The sequence below is a fragment of the Blastococcus sp. TF02A-26 genome (assembly GCF_003319125.1).
GTDB lineage: Bacteria > Actinomycetota > Actinomycetes > Mycobacteriales > Geodermatophilaceae > Trujillonella.
Map to the genome: position 1 here is coordinate 40,969 of NZ_QOHG01000019.1, position 25,234 is coordinate 66,202.

At 76.9% G+C, this 25,234-nt stretch carries 25 protein-coding genes; 3 read left to right on the plus strand and 22 right to left on the minus strand.

Features of this window, described 5'->3' with window-relative positions:
* Positions 1 to 137: 137 nt before the first annotated feature.
* The 4 genes from DQ240_RS18735 to DQ240_RS18750 form a co-directional block, all read right to left on the minus strand.
* Complete coding sequence (locus tag DQ240_RS18735; protein WP_113841220.1) at positions 138 to 1,913, minus strand: ABC transporter ATP-binding protein; 1,776 nt, start codon at positions 1,911 to 1,913, stop codon at positions 138 to 140.
* The gene (locus DQ240_RS18740; RefSeq protein WP_199589398.1) at positions 1,910 to 3,574 is read right to left on the minus strand and encodes an ABC transporter ATP-binding protein; all 1,665 of its coding nucleotides are present in this window, start codon (positions 3,572 to 3,574) and stop codon (positions 1,910 to 1,912) included. Before DQ240_RS18740 ends, DQ240_RS18735 begins: the two co-directional genes overlap by 4 nt.
* An 80-nt stretch (positions 3,575 to 3,654) precedes the next feature.
* A complete protein-coding gene (menD, locus tag DQ240_RS18745; RefSeq protein ID WP_113841224.1) occupies positions 3,655 to 5,340 on the minus strand; it encodes a 2-succinyl-5-enolpyruvyl-6-hydroxy-3-cyclohexene-1-carboxylic-acid synthase in 1,686 nt (561 codons plus the stop codon).
* Entirely contained in the window at positions 5,337 to 6,281 is a 945-nt protein-coding gene (locus DQ240_RS18750) for an o-succinylbenzoate synthase (protein ID WP_113841226.1), read from the minus strand. The genes menD and DQ240_RS18750 overlap by 4 nt, the downstream gene beginning before the upstream one ends.
* A 40-nt stretch (positions 6,282 to 6,321) precedes the next feature.
* Between DQ240_RS18750 and menE the strand changes: the two genes are divergently transcribed.
* The gene (gene menE / locus DQ240_RS18755; protein WP_113841228.1) at positions 6,322 to 7,452 is read left to right on the plus strand and encodes an o-succinylbenzoate--CoA ligase; all 1,131 of its coding nucleotides are present in this window, start codon (positions 6,322 to 6,324) and stop codon (positions 7,450 to 7,452) included.
* Positions 7,452 to 8,321, plus strand: coding sequence for a 1,4-dihydroxy-2-naphthoate polyprenyltransferase (locus DQ240_RS18760; RefSeq protein WP_113841230.1), 870 nt, complete (start codon positions 7,452 to 7,454; stop codon positions 8,319 to 8,321). Before menE ends, DQ240_RS18760 begins: the two co-directional genes overlap by 1 nt.
* On the opposite strand, the gene DQ240_RS18765 is transcribed toward DQ240_RS18760, so the two are convergent.
* The 3 genes from DQ240_RS18765 to DQ240_RS18775 all read right to left on the minus strand — a co-directional run bounded on the left by DQ240_RS18765 (position 8,314) and on the right by DQ240_RS18775 (position 10,322).
* Complete coding sequence (locus tag DQ240_RS18765) at positions 8,314 to 9,453, minus strand: EAL domain-containing protein (protein ID WP_113841232.1); 1,140 nt, start codon at positions 9,451 to 9,453, stop codon at positions 8,314 to 8,316. The genes DQ240_RS18760 and DQ240_RS18765 overlap by 8 nt on opposite strands.
* Before the next feature lie 67 nt (positions 9,454 to 9,520).
* Entirely contained in the window at positions 9,521 to 9,862 is a 342-nt protein-coding gene (locus tag DQ240_RS18770; protein WP_113841234.1) for a DUF4229 domain-containing protein, read from the minus strand.
* Complete coding sequence (locus tag DQ240_RS18775; protein WP_369832020.1) at positions 9,855 to 10,322, minus strand: Lrp/AsnC family transcriptional regulator; 468 nt, start codon at positions 10,320 to 10,322, stop codon at positions 9,855 to 9,857. The genes DQ240_RS18770 and DQ240_RS18775 overlap by 8 nt, the downstream gene beginning before the upstream one ends.
* Positions 10,323 to 10,397: 75 nt before the next feature.
* On the opposite strand from DQ240_RS18775, the gene DQ240_RS18780 reads away from it, so the two are divergent.
* The gene (locus DQ240_RS18780; protein ID WP_113841238.1) at positions 10,398 to 10,622 is read left to right on the plus strand and encodes a hypothetical protein; all 225 of its coding nucleotides are present in this window, start codon (positions 10,398 to 10,400) and stop codon (positions 10,620 to 10,622) included.
* Here DQ240_RS18780 and DQ240_RS18785 read toward each other — a convergent pair.
* The 15 genes from DQ240_RS18785 to DQ240_RS18855 all read right to left on the minus strand — a co-directional run bounded on the left by DQ240_RS18785 (position 10,619) and on the right by DQ240_RS18855 (position 25,223).
* Positions 10,619 to 10,867 (minus strand): hypothetical protein, encoded by a 249-nt coding sequence (locus tag DQ240_RS18785; RefSeq protein ID WP_113841240.1) that lies wholly within the window; start codon positions 10,865 to 10,867, stop codon positions 10,619 to 10,621. The genes DQ240_RS18780 and DQ240_RS18785 overlap by 4 nt on opposite strands.
* Positions 10,868 to 11,034: 167 nt before the next feature.
* Positions 11,035 to 11,997, minus strand: coding sequence for a c-type cytochrome biogenesis protein CcsB (gene ccsB, locus DQ240_RS18790; protein ID WP_113841242.1), 963 nt, complete (start codon positions 11,995 to 11,997; stop codon positions 11,035 to 11,037).
* Positions 11,994 to 13,664 carry a cytochrome c biogenesis protein ResB gene (locus tag DQ240_RS18795; protein WP_113841244.1) on the minus strand — a complete coding sequence of 557 codons (1,671 nt, stop codon included), beginning with the start codon at positions 13,662 to 13,664 and terminating at the stop codon, positions 11,994 to 11,996. Before DQ240_RS18795 ends, ccsB begins: the two co-directional genes overlap by 4 nt.
* Positions 13,661 to 14,464: a cytochrome c biogenesis CcdA family protein gene (locus DQ240_RS18800; RefSeq protein ID WP_113841246.1), complete on the minus strand. Its 804-nt coding sequence runs from the start codon at positions 14,462 to 14,464 to the stop codon at positions 13,661 to 13,663. The genes DQ240_RS18795 and DQ240_RS18800 overlap by 4 nt, the downstream gene beginning before the upstream one ends.
* A gap of 1 nt (position 14,465) precedes the next feature.
* On the minus strand, positions 14,466 to 15,041 hold the full coding sequence (locus tag DQ240_RS18805; RefSeq protein ID WP_113841248.1) for a TlpA disulfide reductase family protein: 576 nt from the start codon (positions 15,039 to 15,041) through the stop codon (positions 14,466 to 14,468).
* Positions 15,038 to 15,685, minus strand: a complete 648-nt coding sequence (locus DQ240_RS18810; RefSeq protein WP_113841249.1) for a histidine phosphatase family protein — start codon at positions 15,683 to 15,685, stop codon at positions 15,038 to 15,040. The genes DQ240_RS18805 and DQ240_RS18810 overlap by 4 nt, the downstream gene beginning before the upstream one ends.
* The gene (gene hemL / locus DQ240_RS18815; protein ID WP_113841250.1) at positions 15,685 to 17,064 is read right to left on the minus strand and encodes a glutamate-1-semialdehyde 2,1-aminomutase; all 1,380 of its coding nucleotides are present in this window, start codon (positions 17,062 to 17,064) and stop codon (positions 15,685 to 15,687) included. Before hemL ends, DQ240_RS18810 begins: the two co-directional genes overlap by 1 nt.
* Positions 17,061 to 17,597, minus strand: a complete 537-nt coding sequence (locus DQ240_RS18820; protein ID WP_233498819.1) for a hypothetical protein — start codon at positions 17,595 to 17,597, stop codon at positions 17,061 to 17,063. Before DQ240_RS18820 ends, hemL begins: the two co-directional genes overlap by 4 nt.
* 17 nt (positions 17,598 to 17,614) lie before the next feature.
* Positions 17,615 to 18,607, minus strand: coding sequence for a porphobilinogen synthase (gene hemB, locus DQ240_RS18825; RefSeq protein ID WP_113841251.1), 993 nt, complete (start codon positions 18,605 to 18,607; stop codon positions 17,615 to 17,617).
* Positions 18,604 to 20,145: a uroporphyrinogen-III synthase gene (locus DQ240_RS18830; protein ID WP_113841252.1), complete on the minus strand. Its 1,542-nt coding sequence runs from the start codon at positions 20,143 to 20,145 to the stop codon at positions 18,604 to 18,606. Before DQ240_RS18830 ends, hemB begins: the two co-directional genes overlap by 4 nt.
* A gap of 102 nt (positions 20,146 to 20,247) precedes the next feature.
* Positions 20,248 to 21,189 (minus strand): hydroxymethylbilane synthase, encoded by a 942-nt coding sequence (gene hemC, locus DQ240_RS18835; protein WP_113841253.1) that lies wholly within the window; start codon positions 21,187 to 21,189, stop codon positions 20,248 to 20,250.
* The gene (locus DQ240_RS18840; protein ID WP_113841254.1) at positions 21,186 to 22,544 is read right to left on the minus strand and encodes a glutamyl-tRNA reductase; all 1,359 of its coding nucleotides are present in this window, start codon (positions 22,542 to 22,544) and stop codon (positions 21,186 to 21,188) included. The genes hemC and DQ240_RS18840 overlap by 4 nt, the downstream gene beginning before the upstream one ends.
* Positions 22,541 to 23,218, minus strand: a complete 678-nt coding sequence (locus DQ240_RS18845) for a redox-sensing transcriptional repressor Rex (protein WP_113841255.1) — start codon at positions 23,216 to 23,218, stop codon at positions 22,541 to 22,543. The genes DQ240_RS18840 and DQ240_RS18845 overlap by 4 nt, the downstream gene beginning before the upstream one ends.
* A gap of 222 nt (positions 23,219 to 23,440) precedes the next feature.
* Complete coding sequence (locus tag DQ240_RS18850) at positions 23,441 to 23,686, minus strand: glutaredoxin family protein (protein WP_113841256.1); 246 nt, start codon at positions 23,684 to 23,686, stop codon at positions 23,441 to 23,443.
* Positions 23,679 to 25,223, minus strand: coding sequence for an AMP-binding protein (locus DQ240_RS18855; RefSeq protein WP_233498820.1), 1,545 nt, complete (start codon positions 25,221 to 25,223; stop codon positions 23,679 to 23,681). Before DQ240_RS18855 ends, DQ240_RS18850 begins: the two co-directional genes overlap by 8 nt.
* Positions 25,224 to 25,234: the final 11 nt, after the last annotated feature.

A 25,234-nucleotide genomic window follows, 5' to 3' on the forward strand; every position in this document is an offset into this window, starting at 1 on the left:
GACGCCGGCCCGGACCGAGGACTACCGGTCGTCCTCCCCGCGCCCGATGCGGTCGGCCCGCTCCCGCCGGGTGGGGCTCCTGCGGTGCAGCTGCCCGTTCCGGCTCCCCTTCGCACCCGACCCCACGCCCGGATGTGTCAGCGGCCCTGCCACGCGGCCCAGAGCGTCGCGTAGCGGCCGCCGGCGGCGACCAGCTCGGTGTGCGTGCCCTCCTCCACCACCCGGCCCTCGTGGAGGACGACGACGCGGTCGGCGCGCACGGCCTGGGTGAGCCGGTGGGCCACGACGAGGGTGGTCCGTCTCGCGGTCGCCGCGAAGGCCGCCTCCTCGAGGTCGCGTGCCCCGGAGCTGCCGGCCTCCGCCGTCGCCTCGTCGAGCACGGCGACCGGCGGATCGGCGAGCACCAGCCGGGCCAGGGCGAGCTGCTGGGCCCGTGCCGGCGTGAGGGCGGTCCCGCCCTCGCCGACCTGCGTCGCGATCCCCTCGGGGAGCGCGGCCACCCAGCGGGCGCCGACGAGCTCGAGCGCCGCCCGCACCTCGTCGTCGGAGGCGCCGGGCCGGGCGAGCCGGACGTCGTCGGCCAGGGTGCCGGCGAAGACGTGCACCTCCTGGCTGACGAGGGCGACGAGGTCGCGCAGCCCCCGGCCGGGGAGCGCGGCGGCGGGGACGCCGTCGAGCAGCACCTCGCCGACTGCCGGGTCGACCGCTCCGGCCAGGACGGCGGCCAGCGTGGTCTTGCCCGCGCCGCTGGCGCCGACGAGGGCGACCCGCTCCCCCGGCGCGATCCGGAGGTCGACGTCGGCGAGCACCGCGGGCCCGTCGCCGTAGCGGTGCCCGATGCCGCGCAGCTCCACGGCGGGGCGGTACCCGGCCGGCGGGCGCTGCGGGACGACCTCCGGGTCGGGCAGGTCCACGACGCCGACGAGACGCACCAGCGCCGCGCCCGCGGCCTGCACCTCGTCGAACGAGAACAGCAGCGTGCCCAGCGGGGCGAACAGCCGGTGGAACAGCAGCGCCGCCGTCGTCACCTCGCCGACGCTGGCCACCTCCCCGCGCACGAGCACGAACCCGACGCCGAGGACGGCGGCCAGGCCCGCGTACTCGGCGGCGTTCATCCGCCAGCCGAGGTCGGTGTAGAGCCGGAACACCCCGACGCCGACGTCGCGGGCGACCGCGGACCGGCGGGCCACCTCGGCGGTGTGCGGGCCGCTGCGGGCGTAGGCCCGGATCGTCTCGGCGCCCTGGACCGCGCCGAGGAGGGCGTCGGCGCGCTCGGCGACGGCGACCCGCTCCCGGGCGTAGACCGGTCCCGACCGCGGCAGGTACCAGCGCAGGGCGAGGACGTAGCCGGGGACGGCGAGCAGACCGGCCAGCGCCAGCCGCCAGTCGAGGACGCCGAGGCCCAGGACGGTCAGCAGGACGGCCAGGCCCGCGCCGATCACCTCGGGCAGGCCGGTGGTCACCGACTGGCTGACCCGGGCCACGTCGTCCCCGACCCGGGAGAGCAGGTCGCCGCGGCGGACCCGGTCCAGCGTCGCGGAGTGCAGGTGCAGCACCCTGGCGACGACGTCCTCGCGCAGCCGGGCCAGCAGGGACTCGCCCAGCCGGCTGATGGCGAGCGCCGCCAGCCCGACCAGCACGGCGGCCAGCACGGCCGCTCCGACGAGGGCGGCCAGGTAGCCGCCGATCGACCCGCCGTCGGCCACGGCGTCCACCAGGCGGCCCAGGACCGCCGGCGCGAGCAGCCCGGCCGCGGCCGACGCGACGCTGACGACGCCGGCGACGACCGCGACGCCGGGGCGCTGCCGGACGTACCGGCCGACGACCTGCGCCGCCCGGCGGCCCGTCGCGGTGGGCAGCAGGGCCTCGGCCGGCACCGCCGTCACCTCCTCCCGCAGGGCCTCGGGCGTCATCGCAGCACCGCCGTCCGGTAGGCCTCGGCGTCGACGAGCTCCGCGTGCGTGCCCGTGGCGGCGACCCGGCCGCCGTCGACGAGCAGCACCCGGTCGCACCGGCCGAGCAGCGCCGGGCTGCTGGTCACCAGGACCGTGGTGCGCCCGCGGCGCATCCCGGTCAGCCCGGCCGCGATCGCCTCCTCGGTGACCGCGTCCACCGCGGTCGTGGGGTCGTGCAGGACGAGCACCGGGGGGTCGGCCAGCAGCGCCCGGGCGAGGGCGATCCGCTGGCGCTGGCCACCGGAGAGGGTCCGCCCGCGGTCGGCCACCGCGCGCCGCTCGCCGTCCGGGTGGCCGGTGAGCACGTCCTCGGCGGCCGCGGCCCGGACCGCGGCGAGGAAGCGGTCGTCGGGAGCGGTGCCGTCCGGGTCGACCGCCGTTCGGACGGTGCCCTCGAAGAGCACCACCGCGTGGGGCTCGACGTGCACGGCGCGGCGGGCCGCGGCCGGCTCCAGGTCGCGCACGTCGGCGCCGTCGACCAGCACCTGCCCGCGGACGTCGGCGGCGGGGAGCCGGCCGGCGAGCACCGCGACCAGGGCGTCGGCGTCCCGGGGGTCGGGCGCGACCACGCCCACGAGCTGCCCCGGCGATGCGGTGAACGACAGCCCGGCGAGCGAGCCGGCGCCGACGTCCCGCAGCTCCAGCCGGCCGCCGCCGGACGGCGCGTGCCCCGGCTCGCCGGCGGTCAGCACCGGACGGGCGAGCACCTCGGCGATCCGGGCGGCCGACGCCCTCGCCTCGGCGAACTTCTGCCCGGCGAAGCCCAGCAGGCCGATCGGCTCGGCGAGGAACTGGGCGAGGCCGACGACGGTGACCAGGTCGCCGATGCTCAGCTGGCCGTCGAAGGCCAGCGCCCCGGCGGTCCCGGCGACGGCGGTGAGGAACAGCCCGCTGCCCAGCGTGGTGACCCCGCGGTAGACGCCGACCGCCCGGGCGGCGTGCAGGGTGGAGGCCAGCGCCGTGCGGCTGGTCCGCCGGTAGCGCTCGGTCGCGGCGTCCTCGGCGCCGATGCCGCGCAGCGCCCGGACGCCCTGGACCAGGTCGGTGGCCATTCCCGCGGTGCGGGCGACGTCCTCCTGCTGGGTGGCGGTGCGGCGGGTGAGCAGCGGCGCGAGCAGCTGCAGCGCGCCCACCAGCAGCGGCGCACCGACCAGGACGGCCAGGCCCAGCGGCACGTGCACCACCAGCAGCGAGACCGCCGCCACGGCGAGCGCGGTCGTGCCGGCGACGACGACCGACGCCGCCTCGATCACCCGCCCGACCCGGTCGGCGTCCGAGGTCGCGGTCGACAACAGCTCTCCGGTCGGCGGCGGGTCGGCCAGGCCGCGTGGGTCGAGCACCCGGCCGGTCAGCTCCACGCGCAGGAGGTGGGTCTCCTCCCACCACGCCGCGACCACCGCCCGGGCGCCGAAGCGGTAGGCCTGGGAGAGGACGACGAACAGCAGCCCCGTGCCCAGGAGGGCGAGGACCAGGGCCGGGACCTCGCCGGTGGCCACCGCGCGGTCGATGGTCAGCCCGATGGCGACCGGGACCAGCGCCTCGCAGGCCTGGTGCACCGACAGCAGGAGGACGGCGGCTCCCAGCCGTCGCGGGTGCCGGCGCAGCGCTCGCCGGAGCACGGTGCGCGCCGTGGGAGGCAGGGCTCCTCCTCGGCCGCCGGACAACAGGTCAGGGCACCCTAACCTGCGCCGTCCGACCGCTACCGGCGCAGCGCCCCCGCGGCCGCCGCGCGGAGCCGGCCGGCGAGGTCGGCCTCGGCGCGCTGGTCGGTGCGGACCACCAGCACCCGCGGTCCACCGGCCGACAGCGCGGCGGGCAGCTGCGTCGCGTCCGGCACCGCGTCGGCCGACCAGCCCAGCGACCGGGCGACGGCGACCAGGTCGCGGCCGTGCGGGGTGCCGAAGACCCGGTCGTAGTCGGCGGCGTAGCGCGGCCGCCCGGGTTCGAGCTGGGCGAAGATGCCGCCGCCGTCGTTGTCCGGGACGACGACGGCGAGGTCCGGCGCCGGCTCGCCCTCGCCGAGCAGCAGGCCGGTGAGGTCGTGCAGGAAGGTCAGATCGCCCATGAGCGCCACGGCCGGGCCGCCGCCGGCCCGCCGGTGGGCCAGCGCGGCGCCGACCGCGGTGGAGATCGTGCCGTCGATCCCGGCCACCCCGCGGTTGGCCAGCACCGCCAGGTCACCGCGGGGGACGGCGAGGCGGTCGACGTCGCGGACCGGGGTCGAGGAGCCGAGCACCAGCAGCCCCCCGGCCGGCGTCGCGGCCACCACGTCGCGGGCCAGGCGGGCCGCGGTCCCCGCGGTCTGGGCGAGCAGGGTGTCGACGGCGGCGCCGATCCGGTCCGCGGCGGCCGTCCAGTCGGCGGCCCACCCCGGGTCGACCGGTCCGCCGGCGACCGGGAGCCCGCCCACGGCGCTGGCACTGCGGCCGGCGTCGGCCCACCGGCTCCCCGCCGGCACCACCTCCACCCGGACGGCGGGATCGGCCAGCAGCGCGTTCACCGGGCGGGAGAGCGTGGGCCGGCCGACCACGAGGACCCGCTCGGGCCGGTGGGCGGCCAGCCAGTCGGCCGCGCCGAGCAGCAGCGCTCCGCCGCGCAGGCCCGCGCCCCAGGCGCCGCCGCTGGGCTCGGCCACCACGGGCCAGCCCTGCCGCCCGGCCAGATCGGCGGCCGCGCGGCCCAGGGCCGCCGGCGCGTCCCCCACCACGACCACCGTGCGCGCCGGACCGGCCGGCAGCGGCGCCGGCCCGGGCATCCCGGCACCGGCGGTCGTCCACGGCGAGCCGTCGGCCCGCCCGGCCCACACGCCCTCGGCGACCGCCGGCCCCTCGGGCAGCAGCGGCTCGCGGAACGGCAGGTCCAGGTGCACCGGGCCCGGGTCGCCGGAGACCAGGCCCCGGGCGATGAGCAGGGCGCGGGCGACCAGCGCCCGCCAGTAGCGGTTCTGCTGCTCCTCGCGGCCGGCCTCGGGCACGCCGACGTCGGCGGCGAACCGCACCGCCCCGCCGTAGAGGGCGGGCTGGTCGATGGTCTGGTTGGCGCCGGTCGCCCGCAGCTCCGGCGGGCGGTCCGCGGTCAGCGCGACCAGGGGCACCCCGCTCGCGTCGGCCTCCAGGACCGCGGCGTGCAGGTGCGCCGTCGCCGTCCCGGAGGTGGTGAGGACCGGCACCGGCCGGCCGGTGGTCCGGGCCAGGCCGAGGGCCAGGAACGCCGCCGTCCGCTCGTCGATCCGCACGTGCAGGGTCAGCCGGCCGGCGCGCTCGGCGGCGGCCAGCGCCAGGGCGACCGGGGCCGACCGCGAGCCGGGCGCGACCACGGCGTCGGTCACGCCGCCGCGGACCATCTCGTCGACCAGCACCGTGGCCAGCGCTGTGGAGGGGTTCACGCGGCCACCGCCTCGAGCCGGGCCCGCCAGCGGGCGTCGACGTCGGCCGGTGCGGCGAGCGCGGCCAGCCGGTCGGGGTCGACGGCCCGCACGGGCAGCGCGCCGTCGACCGGGAGCAGGGGCTCGGTGGCGACGTCGCCGGTGAACAGGGCGACCGTGGCCAGCCCGCAGGCGAACGGCAGCTCCGGCAGCGCGGCGGCCAGAGCGACGCCGGCGGCGATGCCGACCGAGCTCTCCAGCGCCGAGGAGACCACGCAGGGCAGGCCGTGCGCCTCCGCGACCCGCAGCGCCGCGCGCACCCCACCCAGCGGCTGGACCTTGAGGACGACGACGTCGGCGGCCTCGCGCAGGTCGACCCGCAGCGGGTCGTCCGAGCGGCGCACCCCCTCGTCGACCGCGACCCGCACGTCGACCCGGCGGCGCAGCGCAGCCAGCTCCTCGAGCGTGGCGCAGGGCTGCTCGACGTACTCCAGCCCCCAGGCGTCGAGCTCCCCGATCCGGGCCGCGGCGGTGTCGACGTCCCAGGCGGCGTTGGCGTCCACCCGGATGGCGCCGGCGGGGCCGAGCGCGTCGCGCACGGCCTCGACACGGGCGAGGTCGTCGGCCGCCGTCTGACCCGGCTCGGCGACCTTGACCTTGGCGGTGCGGCAGCCCGACGCCACGACGATCCCGTGTGCGCGCTCGGCGTCGACGGCCGGGACGGTCACGTTCACCGGCACGCTGGATCGCACCGGCGCCGGCCAGCCCTCGACCGCGGCCTCGCGCGCGGCGGCCCACCAGCGGCGGCTCTCGGCGACGTCGTAGTCCCAGAACGGGCTGAACTCGCCCCAGCCGGCCGGGCCGTGCACCAGGACGCCGTCACGGACGTCGATGCCGCGGAAGCGGGTGCGCAGCGGCACCGAGTAGACGTGCGCGGCGTCGATCCCCGCCGCGTCCGCCATGGTCCGAGCGTAGTTCGGGCGCGCAGTAGCCTCGGACCCCGTGGCCCGGCACCTGACCCTCGTGCCCGCCCCCGAGGACCCCCTCCAGCTGCTGGAGCCGCTGCGCGCCTGCCTGGCCGGCACCGCGCCGCTGGCCGTCCTGCCGGCCGGCCCGCCCGCCGCGGTGTCCGCCGCCCGCGCCGCGCTGCGCCCGGAGGAGCCCCTGGAGGACGGCGCCGACCTCGCCGTCGTGACCTCCGGGTCGACCGGGAGCGGGCGTGCGGTCCTGCTGCCCGCGAGCGCCCTGCGCGCCTCCGGGGAGGCCACCGCCGACCGGCTCGGCGGGCCGGGCGCGTGGCTGCTGGCGCTGCCGGTCTCGGCGGTCGCCGGGCTCCAGGTGCTGTGCCGCTCGCTGCTCGCCGGCACGACACCCACGGTCCTGCGCCGCGGCGAGCCGCTGGCCGCGGCGGTCGCGAGGATGCCGGCCGGCCGCCGCTACGCCTCGCTCGTGCCCACCCAGCTGCGCCGGTACCTCGGCGCCGAGCCCGACGCCCTGCGCGCGCTGGACGCCGTCCTGGTCGGCGGCGCGGCAACCGACCCCGGGCTGCTCGCCCGCGCGCGGGAGGCCGGCGTCGCCGTGGTGACCACCTACGGCATGACCGAGACCGCGGGGGGCTGCGTGTACGACGGGCGGCCGCTGGACGGCGTCGACGTGCGGGTGCGCGACGGCGGCGTCGAGCTGGGCGGCCCGGTCCTGGCGCTGGGTTACCGCGGGGACCCCGAGGGGACCGCCGGGGCCTTCGTCGACGGGTGGTTCCGCACGCGGGACGCCGGCGAGCTGACCGACGGCGTCCTCACGGTGCACGGCAGGCTGGACGACGTGGTCGTCACGGGGGGCGTCAACGTCGCCCCGCAGGCGGTCGAGGCGGTGCTGCGCGAGCACCCGGCCGTCGCCGACGCCGTGGTCTTCGGCCGCCCCGACGACGAGTGGGGGCAGCGGGTCGTGGCCGCCGTCGTCCCCGCCGCCGGCGCGGACGCGGGCCTGGACCAGCTGCGGCCCTGGGTCACCGAGCGGCTGGGAGCGCCCGCCGCACCGCGGGAGCTGCACCGCATCCCCGCCGTCCCGACGCTGCACACCGGCAAGCCCGACCGTCGCGGCGTCGCCGCGGCCCTGACCGGCGGGAGCCGCTGATGGCCACCCCCGCGCAGTGGGTGGCCGGTGCCCGCCCGCGGACCCTGCCGGCCGCCGTCGCCCCGGTCCTCGTGGGCAGCGGCGCCGCCGCCGCGCTCGACGGCTTCCGCCTCGGCCCGGCGCTGCTGGCGCTGCTCGTCGCGCTGGCACTGCAGGTGGCGGTCAACTACGCCAACGACTACTCCGACGGCCGCCGCGGCACCGACGCCGACCGGGTCGGCCCGATGCGGCTCGTGGGCTCGGGAGCGGCGTCCGCGCGGCAGGTGCTGGTCGCCGCGCTGATCTCGTTCGGCGTGGCCGCGGTCGCCGGCCTGGCGCTGGCGGCGGTGTCGAGCTGGTGGCTGGTCGCCGTCGGCGCGGTGTGCATCGCCGCGGCGTGGACCTACACCGGCGGCCCGCTCCCCTACGGCTACCGGGCGCTGGGCGAGGTGTTCGTCTTCGTCTTCTTCGGACTGGTCGCGGTCGTGGGGACGACGTTCGCCCAGACCCGCACCGTGGAGGGGCTCGCGTTCGCCGCCGCGGTGGCGATCGGCCTGCCGATCGTGGCGATCCTGGTCGTGAACAACCTGCGCGACATCGCCGGTGACGCCGCCGTGGGCAAGCGGACCCTCGCGGTGCTCCTCGGCGAGCGCGGCACCCGGTGGGCCTTCGCCGGGCTGCTGGCCGGCACCTTCGTCGTCGTCGCCGCGATCGGCGTGGTCCGGCCCTGGGCGCTCATCGCGCTGCTCGCCGCGCCGCTGGCGGTGCCCCCGGTGCGGCTGGTGCTCTCCGGCGTCCGCGGGCCGGCGCTCATCGCGGGGCTGCAGGCCACCGGTCTGGTCACCCTCGCCACGGGCGTGCTCCTGGGCGCCGGGCTCGCCCTCAGCTGACGCCGAAGGGCTCCGGGCGGCCGAACAGCCAGCCCTGGCCGCAGGCCACCCCGCGCTCCACCAGCGCCAGGTGCTCGCCCTCGGCCTCGACGCCCTCGGCCACCACGACGGCGCCGACGTCGCGGGCGAACGCCTGCATCGCCGCGACCAGCGCCTGCTTGGCCGGGTCGTGGTCCACGCCCGTGACCAGCGCGCCGTCGAGCTTGATCACCTCCGGCTCGAGCTTGAGGACGTGCTGCAGCGAGGCGTAGCCGGCGCCCGCGTCGTCGACGGCCACCGGCACGCCCGCCTGCCGCAGCTCCCGGCGGGCCGCCAGGAGGGCGGGGTAGTCGTCGACCCGGCGGTGCTCGGTGACCTCGACCTCGATCCGGTCGCCGGCCGCGGCGAGGACGACGTCGAGCACCTCGCGGTCGGTCAGCGCCTCCGGGGAGAGGTTGACCGCCATCGGGACGTCGAGCGGCCGGTGCCGTGCCGCGGACAGCGCCGTCCGCAGCGCCAGCAGCTCCAGCTCGACGCTGCGCCCGGCGCGCGCCGCGGCGGCGAACACCCGGCCGGTGGGCCCGGCGGGGAACCGGGACAGCGCCTCGTAGCCGACGACGTCCTCGGTGCGCAGGTCGACGACGGGCTGGAAGACCGCCCGGATCTCGTCCGGACCCGGGGCCGCCCAGCCGCCCTCCTCGGCGGCGGCGGCCCCCAGGTGCTGGCCGAGCAGCTCGGCGAGGAACTCGACGAACCGCGCCGAGTCGGCGTCCAGGGCGGCGTTCTCCTCGCGGCCGACGCAGCACAGCATCCCGACCGTCCGGTCGCCGGCCACGGTGCGGACGGGCGCACCGACGTAGGAGCCGATGCCGAGCTCGCCGGTCACCGGCAGCTCCCGCGTCCGGGGATCGCGGCGGGCCGCGGTCACCACGGGCGGGAGCTCGCCCGACAGCACCCGGATGCAGTAGGTGTCCTCGATCGGCGCGGACACCCCCGGCCGGATCGGGACCGCCGACGGGTCGCCCACCACGGTGGTGACGACCTGCTGGTCCGGGGTGAACTCCGAGAGGTAGGCGACGTCGGTGCGCAGCCGGGCCCGTGCCGCGTCCAGCAGCTGCCGCACCCAGGGGTCGCCGATGTACGGGTCCGTCATGCGCCCTCCCCCGCGCCCGGCCGGACCTCCGATCGGGTTCCGGTACCGGGCCTAGGTGACCAGGGTCTCAGACGTCGTCGTCGGCGTCGCCCGACAGGCGGGCGCGGAGTTCCTCGCGCGCGGTGCGCCGGGCGATGCTGCGCGCCGCGAGCGCGTCGGTGAGCCGGTCGCGGACACCACGCAGCAGCACGTGGGAGACCGGCATCGACAGCAGCAGCCCGAACAGCAGCGCGGGGAAGCCCGGCAGGCCGGCGACCCAGATGATCGTGACGAGGGCGGCGGTGATCAGCACCCGGCCGACCGTGTACAGCGCCAGCGGCACCGCCACCCCCGGCGGGGTCGCCGGACCGCCGGTCGGGGCTCCGGGGACCGGGGCTCCGGGGGTGTCCGCTCCGGTCGCATCAGCCATGCCGGCCCTCCCACTTCGTCGAGAGCACCACCGTCGTCCGGGTGCGTGCGACTCCTCTGATCCGGTTCAACGCGCTGATGGCCGCTTCCAGTGCCGGGATGTCGGTCACGCGGACCTTGAGGACGTACCCCTCGTTGCCCGCCACCCGCCAGCAGTCCTCGACCTCCGGCATCGCGGCCAGCGCGGCCTCGACACCGGTCTCGTCGACCGAGTCGCTCTCGATGACGCCGATCAGGGCCGTGACGTCGAGCCCCACCGCCGTCGGCTCGACCACCGCGCGGTAGCCGGTGATGACGCCCGCCGTCTCGAGCTTGCCGACCCGCTCGTGCACCGCCGGCGCCGAGAGGCCCACCTGCCGCGCCAGCTCGGCGTAGCTGGCCCGCCCGTTGGCCTGCAGCAGCTCGATGAGCCTGCGGTCGACCGCGTCGATGACGTCCTCCGTCCGGAATCGGCGCCGGATCGTCCGGCCCCGCCCCCGAGTATCGCCGCGGACGTACTGTTGTCGGTGCAGGGGGAGACGGAGAGGTGGCGCCGCGTGATTTTCCTGGTGTTCCTGGTGATGGCGATCGCCGTGGTCGTGCTCGTCATGCGGGCCGCGGAGAAGTCCGGCGGGGCCGGCGGCCCGGGTCCGGGCGCTCCCCGCGCGCCGCGTCGTCCGCGCCCGCCGCGCACCACGCGCCCGCTGGCCCCCGACGACGACCCCGAGTTCCTCCGCGAGCTGGAGCGGCGCGCCCGCCGCGACGACGGCTCGCCGGCCTAGGCGGCGCGGCCGCCGAACAGCCGGCGCCAGCGCGCGGCACGCTCCGGCCTCCGTGCGGGCTGCGGAGCGGGTTCGGCGGCGGTGGTCCCGGGCCAGCCCACGGGTGACCCGCCCGGCGCTCCGTCGTCCTCCCGGCCCGGCCAGCCGACCGGGCCGCCGTGCCGCTCGCCGGCCTCGTCCGCGTGCCGGGGACCGCTGCCGTCGGGGCCCCGTCGGGCGAGCGCAGCCGCGACGACGGGGTCCACGTCGGCGCCCGTTGCCGCCGCGTGCCTACCCACAGTGATCAGTCCCGTGCTGGTCCATGGCGGCATTGCAGCACGGACCAGGTGGTCACGTCACCCGCCCGCGCGCTCGCACGAGTCCGACATCACCCGGAGTGACCACTCCGACCCGGCCGCGGGGGCCGGTGGGGTCAGACGCCGGCGTAGCTGTGCAGGCCGGTGGACACCATGTTCACGTAGAGCAGGTTGAAGATCATGACACCCAGGCCGACGACGTTGACCCAGGCGGCCGGCCTGCCCCGCCAGCCGGCGGTCGTACGGGCGTGCAGGTAGGCGGCGTAGACGACCCAGGCGATGAAGGCCCACGTCTCCTTGGGGTCCCAACCCCAGAACCGCCCCCAGGCGCTCTCCGCCCAGATCGCGCCGGCGATCACGGCGAACGTCCAGATCGGGAAGCCGAAGACGGCGGTGCGGTGGGCGACGCGGTCGATCGCGGCGGGGGCCGGCAGGCGGTCGAGCAGACCCCCGGTCTCCGCGGTGCCGGCGGCGACCCGGGCGTCGTGCCGCAGCCGCAGCAGGTACATCACGCTGGCGATGCCGCTGACGAAGAAGATGCCGAAGCCCAGGATCGCCGTGCTCACGTGGACGGCCAGCCAGCTCGAGCGCAGCGAGGCCACCAGCGGGCCGGCCTCGGCGTACAGGAACAGGCCGATCCCGACCATCGAGAGCACGACCGGCGCGAGGACGAAGACCCCGAGGTGCCGCAGCGCCGGCCGGCGCACGGCGAGCACGGTGAAGGACACGACCGCGACGAGCACCACCGCGGTGGCGAACTCGTACATGTTGCCCCAGGGCAGCCGGTCGGTGGCCAGCCCGCGGAACAGCAGCACGCCGGCGTGGGTGAGCGCCCCGAGCAGCGTGAACACCATGGCCGCGACGCCGTAGCGGCGGACCGTCGGCGGCTCCGCGGCCCCGGTGGCGGCGGGCGCGGCCGGCTCGACGGGCGCACCGGCGCCGACCAGCTCGCGGGTGGCCGCGGGACGCCGTCCGAAGGCCAGCTGCGCGCAGAAGGCGACGACGGCCAGCGAGTACAGGCCGACGCTGACGGAGAACAGCGTGTCCGAGAGGTCGGCCAGGGTGGTGTCGACGGTCACGGGGTGGGGACCTCCGGGTCCGGGTGGGCCCCGCCGGACGGCGGGGTCGGGGATGCGGGAGCACGGGCGGCGAGCGCGACCCGCAGCTCGTCGACCAGGGCGGTGAAGCGTTCCCCGCCCTCGCCGCCGCCCCGCGTCAGCGAGCCGACGGTCAGCACGGTACCGCCGCCCCCCGGAGCGGGGGCGGCGCGGGCGAAGACCCGCTCGCGGCGCAGCAGGAGCATCGCCAGCAGGCCCACGAGGACGGCGATCGCGGCGACGAGCACCCACACCTGTCCCGGGTCGTGCGACACCTGCAGGGCGGCGAACTGGGAGTAGCCGGAGAAGGTGATCGCGGTGCCGTCGGGGAGCGTGAGGGTCTCCCCCACGGCGAGGTTGGCCGAGCCGACCTCCTCGAGGGCGCCGCGGTCGATCTGCTCCTGGTCGATGGCGTACACCGACTGCGGGCGGCCCGAGTCCAGGCCGAGGTAGCCCTGGTAGGCGATGAGCGCGACCTGCGGCTCGAGCGGGCGGGGGTCGATGCTGGTCAGGATGCCGTCGCGGACGACACCGGTCGGCGCGAAGAAGCCCTGGATCGCCAGCTGGGAGTCGGCATCGGCACCCAGGTCGGGGAACTTCGCCGCGCCCTCGCTCGCCATCGTCGACTGGTTCGTCGGGAGGAACGGCGCGGGGACGTCGGTGAACGTCTGACCCGTCGGCGTCGTCACGGTGAACGTCGGCGCGTAGCCGTGGCCGGTGACGTAGACCCGGTCACCGTCGGCGCGCAGCGGGTCGTTGACGCCGATGGTCCGCGCCTCGCCCTCCTCGTCGGGTCCGCCGAACCGGATGTCGGCGCGGAACGAGGCGGCGGTGAGGTCGGTCTCGTACTCCGCGCGGAAGTCCTCCAGGTCCACGCACAACGGGCTGAGGTCCTCCCCGTCCACGAGCGGTCCGGCGGAGTAGGTGTCGTACTGCTGGAAGCTGTTGCAGAACCCGTCGCCCTCGACGACCAGGATGCTGCCCTCGTACCCCCACAGCTTCCCGCCGGCCAGCGCGAGGAGCAGGCCGACCAGGGAGAGGTGGAACAGCAGGTTGCCGGCCTCCTTGAGGTAGCCCTTCTCGGCGGAGAGCTCGGCCCCGGTGCCGCTGGACCCGGCGGGATCGGTACCCGCGGTCCCCCGGCGGACGACGCGGAAGCGGCGCACCCGCAGCTCCTCCTCGACCACGTCGAGGGCGGCCATGCCGTCGAGCGGGGTGTCCAGCCGCCCCGAGTCCGGCAGCCGCAGCAGGTTCCGCGGCGCCGGCGGCGGTGGGGTGCGCAGGGCGCGGTAGTGCTCCGCGGCACGGGGGAGGACGCAGCCGACGAGCGAGACGAACAGCAGCAGGTAGACCGCGGCGAACCACGGCGAGCTGAAGACGTCGAACAGGTAGAGCCGGTCCAGCACCGGCGCCAACGTCGGGTGGTCGGCGAAGTACTGCGCGACGTTGGACTGCGACAGCGAGCGCTGCGGCAGCAGCGACCCGGGGATGGCGGCCAGCGCGAGCAGGAAGAGCAGGATGATCGCCGTCCGCATGGCGGTCAGCCGGCGCCACCACCGGACCCACAGGTTCCAGGCACGCCGGCCGGCCGAGGGGCGGGCCGGCGGGGGCGGGGCCGCGGCCTCGCGCGGCGGGGCGGTCACGGTCACAGCGACGACTCCCCGAGCCCGGTCTCGGCCAGCCAGGAGCGCAGCCACTCCATCATCTCGGTCCAGGCGCCGGTGACCAGCAGGACGCCGACGAGCACGAGCAGCCCGCCGCCGACCCGCGTCACCGTCCGGGCGTGCCGGCGCAGCAGGTCGGTGGCCCCCAGCGCCCAGCGCGCACCCAGCGCGACCAGGACGAAGGGGACGCCGAGGCCGAGGCAGTACGCGACGGAGAGGAAGGCACCGCGGCCCGCGGTGCCCTCCGAGTAGGCGAGGGTGAGGACGGCGCCCAGGGTCGGCCCCAGGCACGGCGTCCAGCCCAGCCCGAAGACGACGCCCAGGAGCGGTGCCCCGAGCAGCCCGGTGGCCGGGCGCATCGACAGCCGCTTCGTGCGCTGCAGCAGCGGTAGCCAGCCCAGGAAGCCCAGCCCGACGAGGATCACCACGACGCCCATGACCCGGGTGATCACGTCGTTGTGCACCAGCAGCAGCCGGCCGAGGCTCCCGGCCGCGGTGCCGAGGGCGACGAAGACGGCGGTGAAGCCCAGCACGAACAGCAGCGCGCCCAGCACCATCTGCCGGCGGCCGGTGCGCTGGTCGACCGCGGTCGCCGTGCCCCCGCCGGTCCCGGCAGCGGCGTCGCGGTCCCCGGAGCCGGCGAGGCCGGCGACGTAGGAGAGGTAGCCGGGGACCAGGGGCAGCACGCACGGCGAGGCGAAGCTGATCAGACCCACGAGCGCCGCGACGGCGGCGGCGACGAGCAGCGGGCCGTCGGTGACCAGGCCCTCGAAGGTGTCCCCCACCTCAGCCCTCCGCGATCAGCCGGTCGAGGACGGCGCGCAGGTCCTCCTGCGAGATCTGCGCGGTGTAGACGGCGGCGACCCGGTACTCGCGGTCGAGCACGATCGTGGAGGGGACGGCGTTGGCGGGGTAGTTCCGGAAGGCCAGCGCCACCTCGCCCCGCGGGTCGAACAGCGACGGGTACTCGATGCCGTTGGAGTCCAGGAACGCCTGGGCCAGCTGCTCGTCGTCCTTGACGGTGAGCCCGAGGAACTCGACGCCCTCCTGGCGGACCTCCGAGTAGACCTCCTGGAACTCCGGCGTCTCCACCCGGCAGGGCGGGCACCAGGAGCCCCAGAAGTTCAGGACGGCGATGTCGCCGGCGAGCTCCGTCGAGTCGAAGTCGCCACCGCCGAGCAGGTCCCCGGTGAACTCCGGCGCGGTCGCCCGCTCGCCCTCGGGGATGACCTCGCCGGCCGGGGTGCCGGCCTGGAAGCGGAACTGCCCGCCGTTGTTGACGTCGACCGCGGAGCCCTCGCCGGTCGTGCAGCCGGCCGCGAGCAGCAGGGCACCCACCAGTGCGGGCAGGACGCGCCTCATGCGCCCGGTACCGCGTCGGGGTCGGTGGCGCCGGCGGGCTCGGCGTAGGTGACGCCGGCGAACCGGTCGCCCTCGAAGGTCACCGACGTGACGCTGGCCAGGGCGCACTCGCGGCGGCGGGGGTCGTGCACGTAGCGGCGCCCCTCGAGGTGCAGCCGCAGCGTCCAGATGGGCAGCTGGTGGCTGACGCAGACCGCCGCCGAGCCGCGGGCGGCGTCCCGGGCGGCCTCGACGGCGAGCAGCATGCGGGCGGCGATCTCCACGTAGGGCTCGCCCCACGACGGCCGGAACGGGTTGCGCAGCTTCCACCAGTGCCGGGGGTCGCGCAGCGCGCCGTCGCCGACGGCGACCCGCAGGCCCTCGAAGTCGCTCGCCGCCTCGATCAGCCGGTCGTCGGTGGCGACGGGCAGGCCCAGCGCCTCGGCGATCGGTGCCGCGGTCTGCTGCGCGCGCTCGAGCGGGCTGGACACCAGGTGGGTGACCGGTGGGTCGGCGGCCACGCCGGTGAACCAGCGCGCGGCGTCCCGGGCCATGCCCTCCCCCGCCTCGGACAGCCGGTAGCCGGGCAGCCGGCCGTAGAGGACCTTCGCCGGGTTGAACACCTCGCCGTGCCGCAGAAGGTGGACGACGGTGGTCTCGCTCATCAGGTGCTGACCTCGCTCGGGTCCTGGCCGCTGGCGCGCGGCGCCTCGTCCGGGGTGGCCTCGGCGGCCGCCCGGGCGGCGGCCGGCAGCGCCTCGAGCACCTGCTCGACGGCGGCGTCGTCCAGCGCGGCGCTGACGAACCACGCCTCGAACGCCGACGGCGGCAGGTACACCCCGCGGCTGAGCATGGCGTGGAAGAAGGCGGTGTAGCGGAAGGTCTCCTGGCTGCGCGCGTCGTCGAAGTCGCGCACCTGGCGCTCGTCGGGCACGAAGAAGACGGAGAACATCGACCCGGCCTGCTGCACGCGGTGCTGCACGCCGGCGGCGAAGAGCGCGGCACTGGCGGCGCCGCGCAGGGTGGCCGCCACCTGGTCGCAGCGGGCGTAGACCTCGTCGGTGCACAGCCGCAGGGTGGTCAGCCCGGCGGCGACCGCGACGGGGTTCCCCGACAGCGTGCCGGCCTGGTAGACGGGGCCGGAGGGGGCGAGCTGGTCCATCAGGTCGGCGCGGCCGCCGAACGCCGCGGCCGGCAGACCGCCGCCCATGACCTTGCCGAAGGTGAACAGGTCGGCGTCCACCGGGTCCAGGCCGTACCAGCCCGACCGGGACACCCGGAAACCGGTCATCACCTCGTCGAGCACCAGCAGGGCGCCGTGCTCGGCGGTGATCCGGCGCAGCTCGGTGTTGAACCCGGACAGCGGCGGGACGACGCCCATGTTCCCCGGCGCGGCCTCGCTGATGACGCAGGCGATCTCGGCACCGCGCTCGGCGAAGACCGCCTCGACCGCGGCGACGTCGTTGTAGGGCAGCACCACGGTGTCCGCGGCCGCGCCGGTGGTCACGCCGGGGGTGTCGGGCAGCCCGAGCGTGGCCACGCCCGAGCCGGCCGAGGCGAGCAGCGCGTCGACGTGGCCGTGGTAGCAGCCGGCGAACTTGACGACCAGCCGGCGGCCGGTGACGCCGCGGGCCAGGCGGATCGCCGAGAGCACCGCCTCGGTGCCGGAGTTGACCAGCCGCACCCGCTGCACCGGCGGCATGCGGGCGATGATCTCCTCGGCCAGGTCCAGCTCACCAGCGGTGGGCGCGCCGAACGACGTGCCCCTCCGGGCAGCGGCGGTGACCGCCTCGACGACCGCCGGATGGGCGTGGCCGAGGATCATCGGCCCCCACGAGGCGACGAGGTCGACGTAGCGGCGACCGTCGGCGTCGGTGAGCCAGGGGCCCTGCCCCTCCGCCATGAAGCGGGGGGTGCCACCGACGGCGCGGAAGGCACGCACCGGGCTGTTCACCCCGCCCGGGGTCACCCGCTGGCCGCGGGCGAACAGCTCGGCGGAGACCGGGGCCTCGTAGGGGTAGCGGGAACCGTCCGGCGAGGTCACGTCCCCAGTGTCCCCTCTGTCCCTGGCAGCCGGGGTGGGGCCTCCGTCTCACCGCCCGCCCCCGGCGCGGCCGCCAGAAGCGCGCGGGTGAGGGCGGACGGGTCCCGGGTCGGCACCAGGACGGTGCGCCCGTCGGTCAGCCGCAGCGGGAGGCCGGTGCGCCCGCGGGGCAGCGACCAGCCCCCGCCGAGGATCGGCGCACCCGCGTCGACGCCGGCCTCGCCGTCGGTGGCGGCGCGGAGATGGGCGGTGTCGACGTCGGCCAGGGGCACCCGTTCGCGGCCGACCGCGAGCACCGGCTCCGCCTCGCCGTCCGCACGTCCCGCCGACACGCGGACCGTCCAGACCCGGCCGGCCGAGACCGCACCGGCGGCCACGATGCCGAGGACGACGACGAGGGCACCGGCCCACAGCAGCGGCGGCACGTCGGGGCCGGGCAGCACCAGGTCCATGACGAGCAGGAGGACCATCGCCCCGGCGACCAGCCAGAACGGTCGCCAGGAGCCCCCGGGCTCGACGTACTCCTCGGCCACGACCCGTCCCGTCCGGGTCAGCGACGGAGCAGGCGGGCCGCCTCGACCGCCCAGTAGGTCAGCACGGAGGACGCTCCGGCACGCCGGATGGCGGTCAGCGTCTCCAGGATGGCGCGGTCGCGGTCCACCCAGCCGTTGGCCGCGGCCGCCTCGACCATCGCGTACTCGCCGCTGACCTGGTACGCGCTCACCGGCACCCGGACCTCGTCGGCCACCCGGGCGATGATGTCGAGGTAGGCCAGCGCCGGCTTCACCATCACGGCGTCGGCACCCTCGGCGAGGTCCTGCTCGACCTCCCGCAGCGCCTCGTCGGCGTTGGGCGGGTCCATCTGGTAGGTCGACCGGTCACCGAACTGCGGCGCGCCCTCCGCGGCCTCGCGGAACGGGCCGTAGAAGCACGACGCGTACTTGGCCGCGTAGGCCAGCACCGGCAGCTCCGTGAACCCGCCGCCGTCCAGCGCCCGGCGGATCGCCGCGACCTGGCCGTCCATCATCCCGCTGGGCGCGATGACGTGCGCCCCGGCCTGGGCCTGCGCCAGCGCGACGGCGGCATAGCGGTCCAGCGTCGGGTCGTTGTCGACGACGCCCGCGGGCGTCACGACTCCGCAGTGGCCGTGGTCGGTGTACTCGCACAGGCAGAGGTCGGCCATGAGAACGAGCTCGTCGCCCAGGTCATCACGGAGCCGGCGCAGCGCTTCGTTGACCACGCCGTCGGCGGCGTCGGCCTGGGTGCCCAGCGGGTCCTTGTCGGCGGGGATGCCGAACAGGATCAGCCCGCTGATGCCGGCCTCGGCCGCCTCGTGCGCGGCCTTCCGGAGCGAGTCCTGGGTGTGCTGGACGACGCCCGGCATCGAGGTGATCGGCTGCGGCTCGGAGATGCCCTCCTTGACGAAGACCGGGAGCACCAGGTCGGCCGGCGACAGCCGCGTCTGGGCGGTCAGCCGCCGCAGCGCGGGCGTCGACCGCAGTCGACGCCCGCGCGCGAAGCCCGGGTTGGCTCCGGCACTCACTTGGAGTCGCCTTCCTCCCGGCGCGCCTCGGCGAAGGCCGCGAGCGCGTCGACCAGCGGGCCGACCGCGGCGGTCTCGGGCTGCACGTCCACCCGCAGGCCGAACTCCTGCGCGGTGGCCGAGGTCTGCGGCCCGATCACCGCGACGACGGTCTTGGCGTGCGGCTTGCCGGCGATGCCGACCAGGTTGCGCACGGTGCTGGACGAGGTGAAGCACACCGCGTCGAACCCGCCGCCCTTGATGGCCTCGCGGACCGCGGCCGGCGGCGGCGCCGCCCGGACGGTGCGGTAGGCGGTGACGTCGTCGATCTCCCAACCGCGCTCCTTGAGCCCGGCGGCGAGGGTCTCGGTGGCGATGTCGGCCCGCGGCAGCAGCACGCGGTCGATCGGGTCGAGCACGTCGTCGTACTCCGGGAAGTCGGCCAGCAGGCCCTCGCTGGACTGCTCACCGGAGGGCAGCAGCTCCGGCACGATGCCGAAGTCGCGCACCGCGGCGGCGGTCTGCTCGCCCACGCAGGCCACCTTCACGCCGGCGAACGCCCGGGCGTCGAGGCCGAGCTCGGCGAACTTCTCGCGCACGGCCTTCACCGCGTTCACCGAGGTGAACACGATCCAGCCGTAGCGGCCGGTGACCAGGCCCTTGATGGCGCGGTCCATCTGCGCCGGGCTGCGCGGCGGCTCGACGGCGATGGTCGGCACCTCGACCGGCACCGCGCCGTAGGCCCGCAGCCGGTCGCTCATGTCGCCGGCCTGGTCCTTGGTGCGCGGCACCAGCACCCGCCAGCCGAACAGCGGCCGGCTCTCCCACCAGGAGAACTTGCCGCGCTTGTCGACCACCGCGCCGACGGTGACCACCACGGCCCCGCCGATCGCGTCGAGGCCGGCGGTCTTCTCGGCGACCGCGGCGAGCTTCGTGGGGACGCTCTTCTGGTCGGTGGTCGAGCCCGCGGTGGTGACGACGACCGGGGTCCCGCCGGGCAGGCCGCCCTCGACCAGCCGGCCGGCGGCGTCGGGCAGGTCCGCGGCGTCGCCGGTGAGCACCAGCGGCGCGCCCAGGCCGTGCGCGGCCGAGGCCAGCGCGGCCAGGTCGGCGGTGCCGCGCAGCTCCGCGGTGAGCGTCGTGCTGCCGAGGGCGACACCGGCGAACGCCGGCACGGCCGAGGCCGGGGCGACGCCCGGGACGACGTCGAACGGCACCGAGGTGCGGCCGACGGCGAGCACCTCCTTGACCACCGCGTCGGAGGTGAACGGGTCACCGGCGACCAGCCGGACGACGGTGTCGCCCTTCTTGGCCGCGGCGACGGCGGCCTTGGCCACCTCGTCGGGCTCGCCGGTGGCCGTCGTCGGCTCCAGGTCGGGCCGGCTCTCGCGGACGGCGGCGGTGACGGCGGGGGCCACCCCGGCGTCGACCACGAGGACGTCGGCCTCGCCGATCGCCGCGGTCGCCCGGGCGGTCAGCATGCCGGGATCGCCCGGGCCGGCGCCGACGAAGACGACCGTGCCGGCCGCCCCGCCGCTCTTGCTGCGGAAGCGCGTCATCGCGTGCTCCTGTTCCACTTCACTTGAGAGCCCCTCCCGGGGCTCGTTCTGGGGTCTGGGTGCCGGGCCGCGGTGCCCGGCGGGGGGAGGTCGGGGGTCGGCTCACCGGGAGGCGGCCATCAGCTCGGCCGCGCCCCGGTCGAGCAGCTCGGCCGCGAGCTCGCGCCCCAGCCGGACGGCGTCCTCCGCCGGGCCGGTGACCGACCCGCGGACGCCGTCGCTGCCGTCCAGGGCGGTCACCGAGGCGCGCAGGAACAGCTCGGCGCCGTCCTCCCCCTCGGCGAGCTCGGCGTAGGCCGCGACCGGCGCGCTGCAGCCGGCCTCGAGCGCGGCCAGGACCGTCCGCTCGGCGAGGACGCAGGTGCGCGTGACGGTGTCGTCCAGCGCCGCCAGCACGGCCAGGGTCGCCGCGTCGTCGGCCCGGCACTCCACGGCGAGCGCGCCCTGCGCCGGCGCGGGGAGCACCTGCAGCGGGTCGAGCGTCTCCGTGACCGCGTCCAGCCGGCCGAGGCGGGTCAGCCCGGCACGGGCCAGGACGACGGCGTCCAGGTCACCGGGCACGACCCGGGCCATGCGGGTGTCCACGTTGCCGCGGATGGGGACGATCTCCAGGCCCAGGCCCAGCGCGCGCAGCTGGGCGACCCGGCGCGGCGCCCCGGTGCCGACGCGGGCGCCGGCGGGGAGCTCGCCGAGGGTCAGCCCGTCGCGGGCGACCAGCGCGTCGCGCGGGTCCTCCCGCGGCGGGACGGCGGCCAGCGCCAGACCCGGCTCGGGCGCGGTGGGCAGGTCCTTGTAGCTGTGGACGGCGACGTCGACGGTGCCCTCGTGCAGGGCCTGCCGGATCGCGGTGACGAACACCCCGGTGCCGCCGAGCTGCGCGATCGCCGCGGCCGAGCGGTCGCCCTCGGTGCTGATGTGCACCAGCTCGACCGGGACGCCGGTGGCGGCGGTGATCGCGTCGGCCACGTGCTGGGACTGGGTCGTCGCGAGCTGGCTGGCGCGGGTGCCCAGCCGCAGCGTCGTCGTGGTCTGCGTCGAGGTCACGCCGTCCCCCCGAGCTCGTCGGGGTCGACGGACACGGCGTCGGCGAGGCGGCCGTGCTCGGCGGGCACGCCGGTGTCGATGCCCAGGCCGAACAGCTCGCGCAGCGCGTCGGCGTAGTCGACGCCGCCCGGGGTGCTGGCCAGTTCCTTCACCCGCACGGTCGGCTCGTGCAGCAGCTTGTCGACGACCCGGCGGACGGTGCGCGCGATCTCCGACCGGGCCCGCGCGTCGAGGTCGGGCAGCCGGGTGGACAGCCGCAGCAGCTCGGCGTCCACCACCTCCGCGGCCTGGCTGCGCAGCGCCGAGACGGTGGGCGCGACCGCCGCGGCCTGCCGCTCGGCCCGCAGCAGCGCGGTCTCGGCCTCGATGAGGGCGTGGGCGGCGGCGATGTCGTCGGCGGCGACGGCGCCGGCCAGGGAGGCGTCGTCGGCCGCTGTCCGCTCCCCCTGCAGCAGGGCCAGGTCGACGACGTGCACGCCGGGCAGGCCCGCGACGGCCGGGTCGACGTCGCGGGGCAGCGCGAGGTCGACGACGGCCAGCGGCCGGTCGGTCCGGGCGCGCATGGCGCCGGCGACCGCGTCGGTGCCGACGACGAGGCCGGTCGCCCCGGTGCAGGTCAGCAGCAGGTCGGCCGCAGCGATCGCGGCCGGGAGGTCGTCGAGGTCGGCGGTCGCGCCGTCGACGGCGGCGGCCAGGCGGGCCGCCGACTCCGGCGTCCGGCTGGCCACGGTGACCAGCGCGCCGCGGCGGGACAGGGTGGCCGCGGCCAGCGCACCCATGGACCCGGCGCCGACGACGAGCGCCGTCTGGCCCCGGAGCGGGCCGATCCGCTCCTCGGCGTGGTCGAGGGAGACCGACACGAGGGAGGCGCCGGCCTTGTCGATGCCGGTCTCGGAGTGCACCCGCTTGCCGACCCGCAGCGCGTGCTGGGCGACCGGGTGCAGCTCGCGGCCGACCGTGCCCTGGTCGCGGGCCAGGGCGTACGCGTTGCGCAGCTGGCCGAGCACCTGCGTCTCCCCGACCACCATGGAGTCCAGTCCGGCGGCGACGGTGAACAGGTGCGCCACGGCCTGGTCCTCGTAGTGGACCGTGACGTACGGCGAGAGCTCCTCGACGGTGGCGCCGGCCTGGCGGGCGAGCACCCGGCTGACCTCGGTGACCCCGCCGTGGAAGCGGTCGACGCCGGCGAAGACCTCGACCCGGTTGCAGGTGGCCAGCACGATGGCCTCGCTGACGTGGTCGTTGCCGACCAGTTCGTGCAGCGCCTTGACGGTGTCGTCGGAGGTCATCGCGAACTGCTCGAGCAGGGAGACCGGCGCGGTCTGGTGGCTGATGCCGACGGCCAGCAGGCTCATGACATCCCCCCGAGCGCCGGCACGCGGACGACGTCGTCGCTGTCCCGGCTGGTGTCCAGGAAGGCCAGGACCTGAAGCTCGACGGAGAGGTCCACCTGGCGGACGTCGACCCCGGCCGGCGCGGCGAGGGTGACCGGCGCGAAGTTGAGGATGCTCCGCACCCCAGCGGCGGTCAGCCGGTCGCACACCGACTGGGCGACCTCGGCGGGGGTGGCGATGACACCGATGGTGGCCGACGTCGTGGCGACCACCTCGTCGAGCTCGGTCAGCGGCCGCACGGGGCGGCCGCCGATGTCCTGCCCGATCCGCTCGGGCGAGCTGTCGAACAGGCCGACGAACTCGAATCCGCGGCTGCCGAAACCGGCGTAGTCGGCCAGCGCGGAGCCCAGGTTGCCCAGGCCCACGAGGACGCAGGCGCGGGAACGCTCGACACCGAGGACCCGCGCGATGCGGTCCCGTAGGCCGGCCACGTCGTAGCCGACGCCGCGCACGCCGCACGGGCCCAGGTGCGAGAGGTCCTTGCGCAGCCCCGCCGGGTTCACCCCGGCCGCGCCGGCCAGCTCACCGGAGGAGACGCTGGACCGTCCGCTGTCGGCGAGCCCGCCGAGCACCCGGAGGTACACGGCCAGGCGGGCCACGGTGGCCTCCGGGATCCGGGGCCTCGACGGGTTCACGGGAACTGTCTCCACAGCGGGCGCGCCGTCCGGCCGGCGGGTGCCGGTGCGCGACGGTCGACATCGGGATCCGAGCGGGAGACCGCCCGGCGCCGCCCACGTTAACCGCTTGTGAACGCAGGAACAAAGTCGCTGCCGGGCTCGTGGGCCGCTGGGCAGCGCGAATGCGGCCGGCTGTGGTGAGGACCATAGCCGCGCGGCGGTCCGGCCACCCGAACGGGGTCAGAGACCGAGGTCGCGGCGCAGCCGGGGGACGTCGACGGTGAAGTAGGAGTGCTCCCGCCCGTCGAGCAGGAGCACCGGCACCCGGTCCCCGTACTCGGCCTGCAGCCCGGGATCGGCGTCGACGTCCACCGGGACGACGGCGAGGCCGGCCTCCGCGGCGACCGGCGCGACCGCGCCCGCGGCCGTCTCGCACAGGTGGCAGCCCTCCCGGACGACCAACTGCAGCCGGCCCGGGTCAGGCACCGGGCGTCACCGCCCCGGCCGGCTCCTCCTCGGCCCGCGTCAGTCCCAGCTCGCGCAGCCGGGCGCGGCTGACCTTGCCGGTCAGCGAGTGCGGGAGCGCCCCCAGGAAGTGCACGGAGGTGGGCACCTTGTACCGGGCGAGGGACGACGCCGCGTGCTCCTGCAGGTCCTCGAGCGTCGCGGAGCTGCCCGGCTCCAGGACGACGACGGCGCGCACCGCCTGGCCGGTCCGGGCGTCGGGCACACCGATGACCGCGCTCTCCCGCACCGCGGGGTGCGCGTCGAGCACGCGCTCCACCTCGGCGGGGTAGACGTTGAAGCCGCTGACCAGGATCAGGTCGCTGCGCCGGTCGACCAGGTGCAGGTCGCCGTCGTCGTCGCGGTAGGCCAGGTCGCCGGTCGCCAGCCAGCCCTCGGCGTCGGGCCCGTCGGCGCCGTCGGGCCAGTAGCCGGAGAAGAGGTTGTCGCCGCGGACCCAGATCTCGCCGGGCCCCTCGTCGGCGACCTCCTCCGCGGGCACGTCCGGGTCGACCTCGTGGGTGGCGGTGTCGCGCAGCTGGATCTCCACCCCGGGCAGCGGGCCGCCGATGCAGGCGGGCTTGGACCGCCCGGTGGCCAGCGTGCTGGCCACCACCGGGCAGGCCTCGGTCAGGCCGTACCCCTCGTGGACGCGGACGGCCGCGCGGTCCCGCATCGCCGTCCACACCTCCTCGGGCAGCGGGGCCGCGCCGGAGGAGGCGATGCGGACCGCGGCGAAGGCACGCCGCAGGACGGCGTCCCCCTCGGCGTCGGCGACGGCCAGCCAGGCCTGGTACATCGGCGGCGCGCCGGGGACGGCGGTGACCTGCTCGTCCGTCATCAGCGCCAGGGCCGCCCGCGGCTCGAAGGCCTCCATCAGCACGGCGCAGGCGCCGGTGGCGGCGACCAGGCCGAAGCCGGCGTTGAGGCCGTAGACGTGGAACAGCGGGAGCACGAGCAGCACGCGGTCGTCGGGGCGGACCGGCGGCGGGTCCATCGCCAGGCACTGCTCCTGGTTGGCCCGGACCGCGGCGGTGCTCAGCATCGCGCCGCGCGGCCGGCCGGTCGTGCCGCTGGTGTAGGCGAGGAACGCCAGGCCGTCGGGGGCGGCCTCGACGTCGGGCGGGGCGCCGTCGCCCTCCGGCGGCCCGGGGCAGACCGGCACGCCGGCGATCGGCGCGCGGTCCTCCCCCGCGACGAGCAGGGTCGCGCCGGAGTCGGTGAGGACGTGCTCGAGCTCGGGATCGGTGTAGGCCGTGTTCACCGGGACGACGACCAGTCCCGCGCGCAGCGCGCCGAGCGTGGCGCGCAGCCACGCCAGGCCGTTGGGCAGCTGGACGGCGACCCGCTCGCCGGGCGCCATGCCGCGCTCGGCGTACCCGGCGGCGGCGCGGTCGACCAGCGCGTCCAGCTCCGACCAGGTCAGGCGGGCGTCGCCGGCGACCACCGCGGGCGCCTCGGGTCGCTCGCGCGCGGCGGTGCGGACCAGCGCGGAGAGCGAGGGCGGTGCTCCGGACACTGGGCATCTCC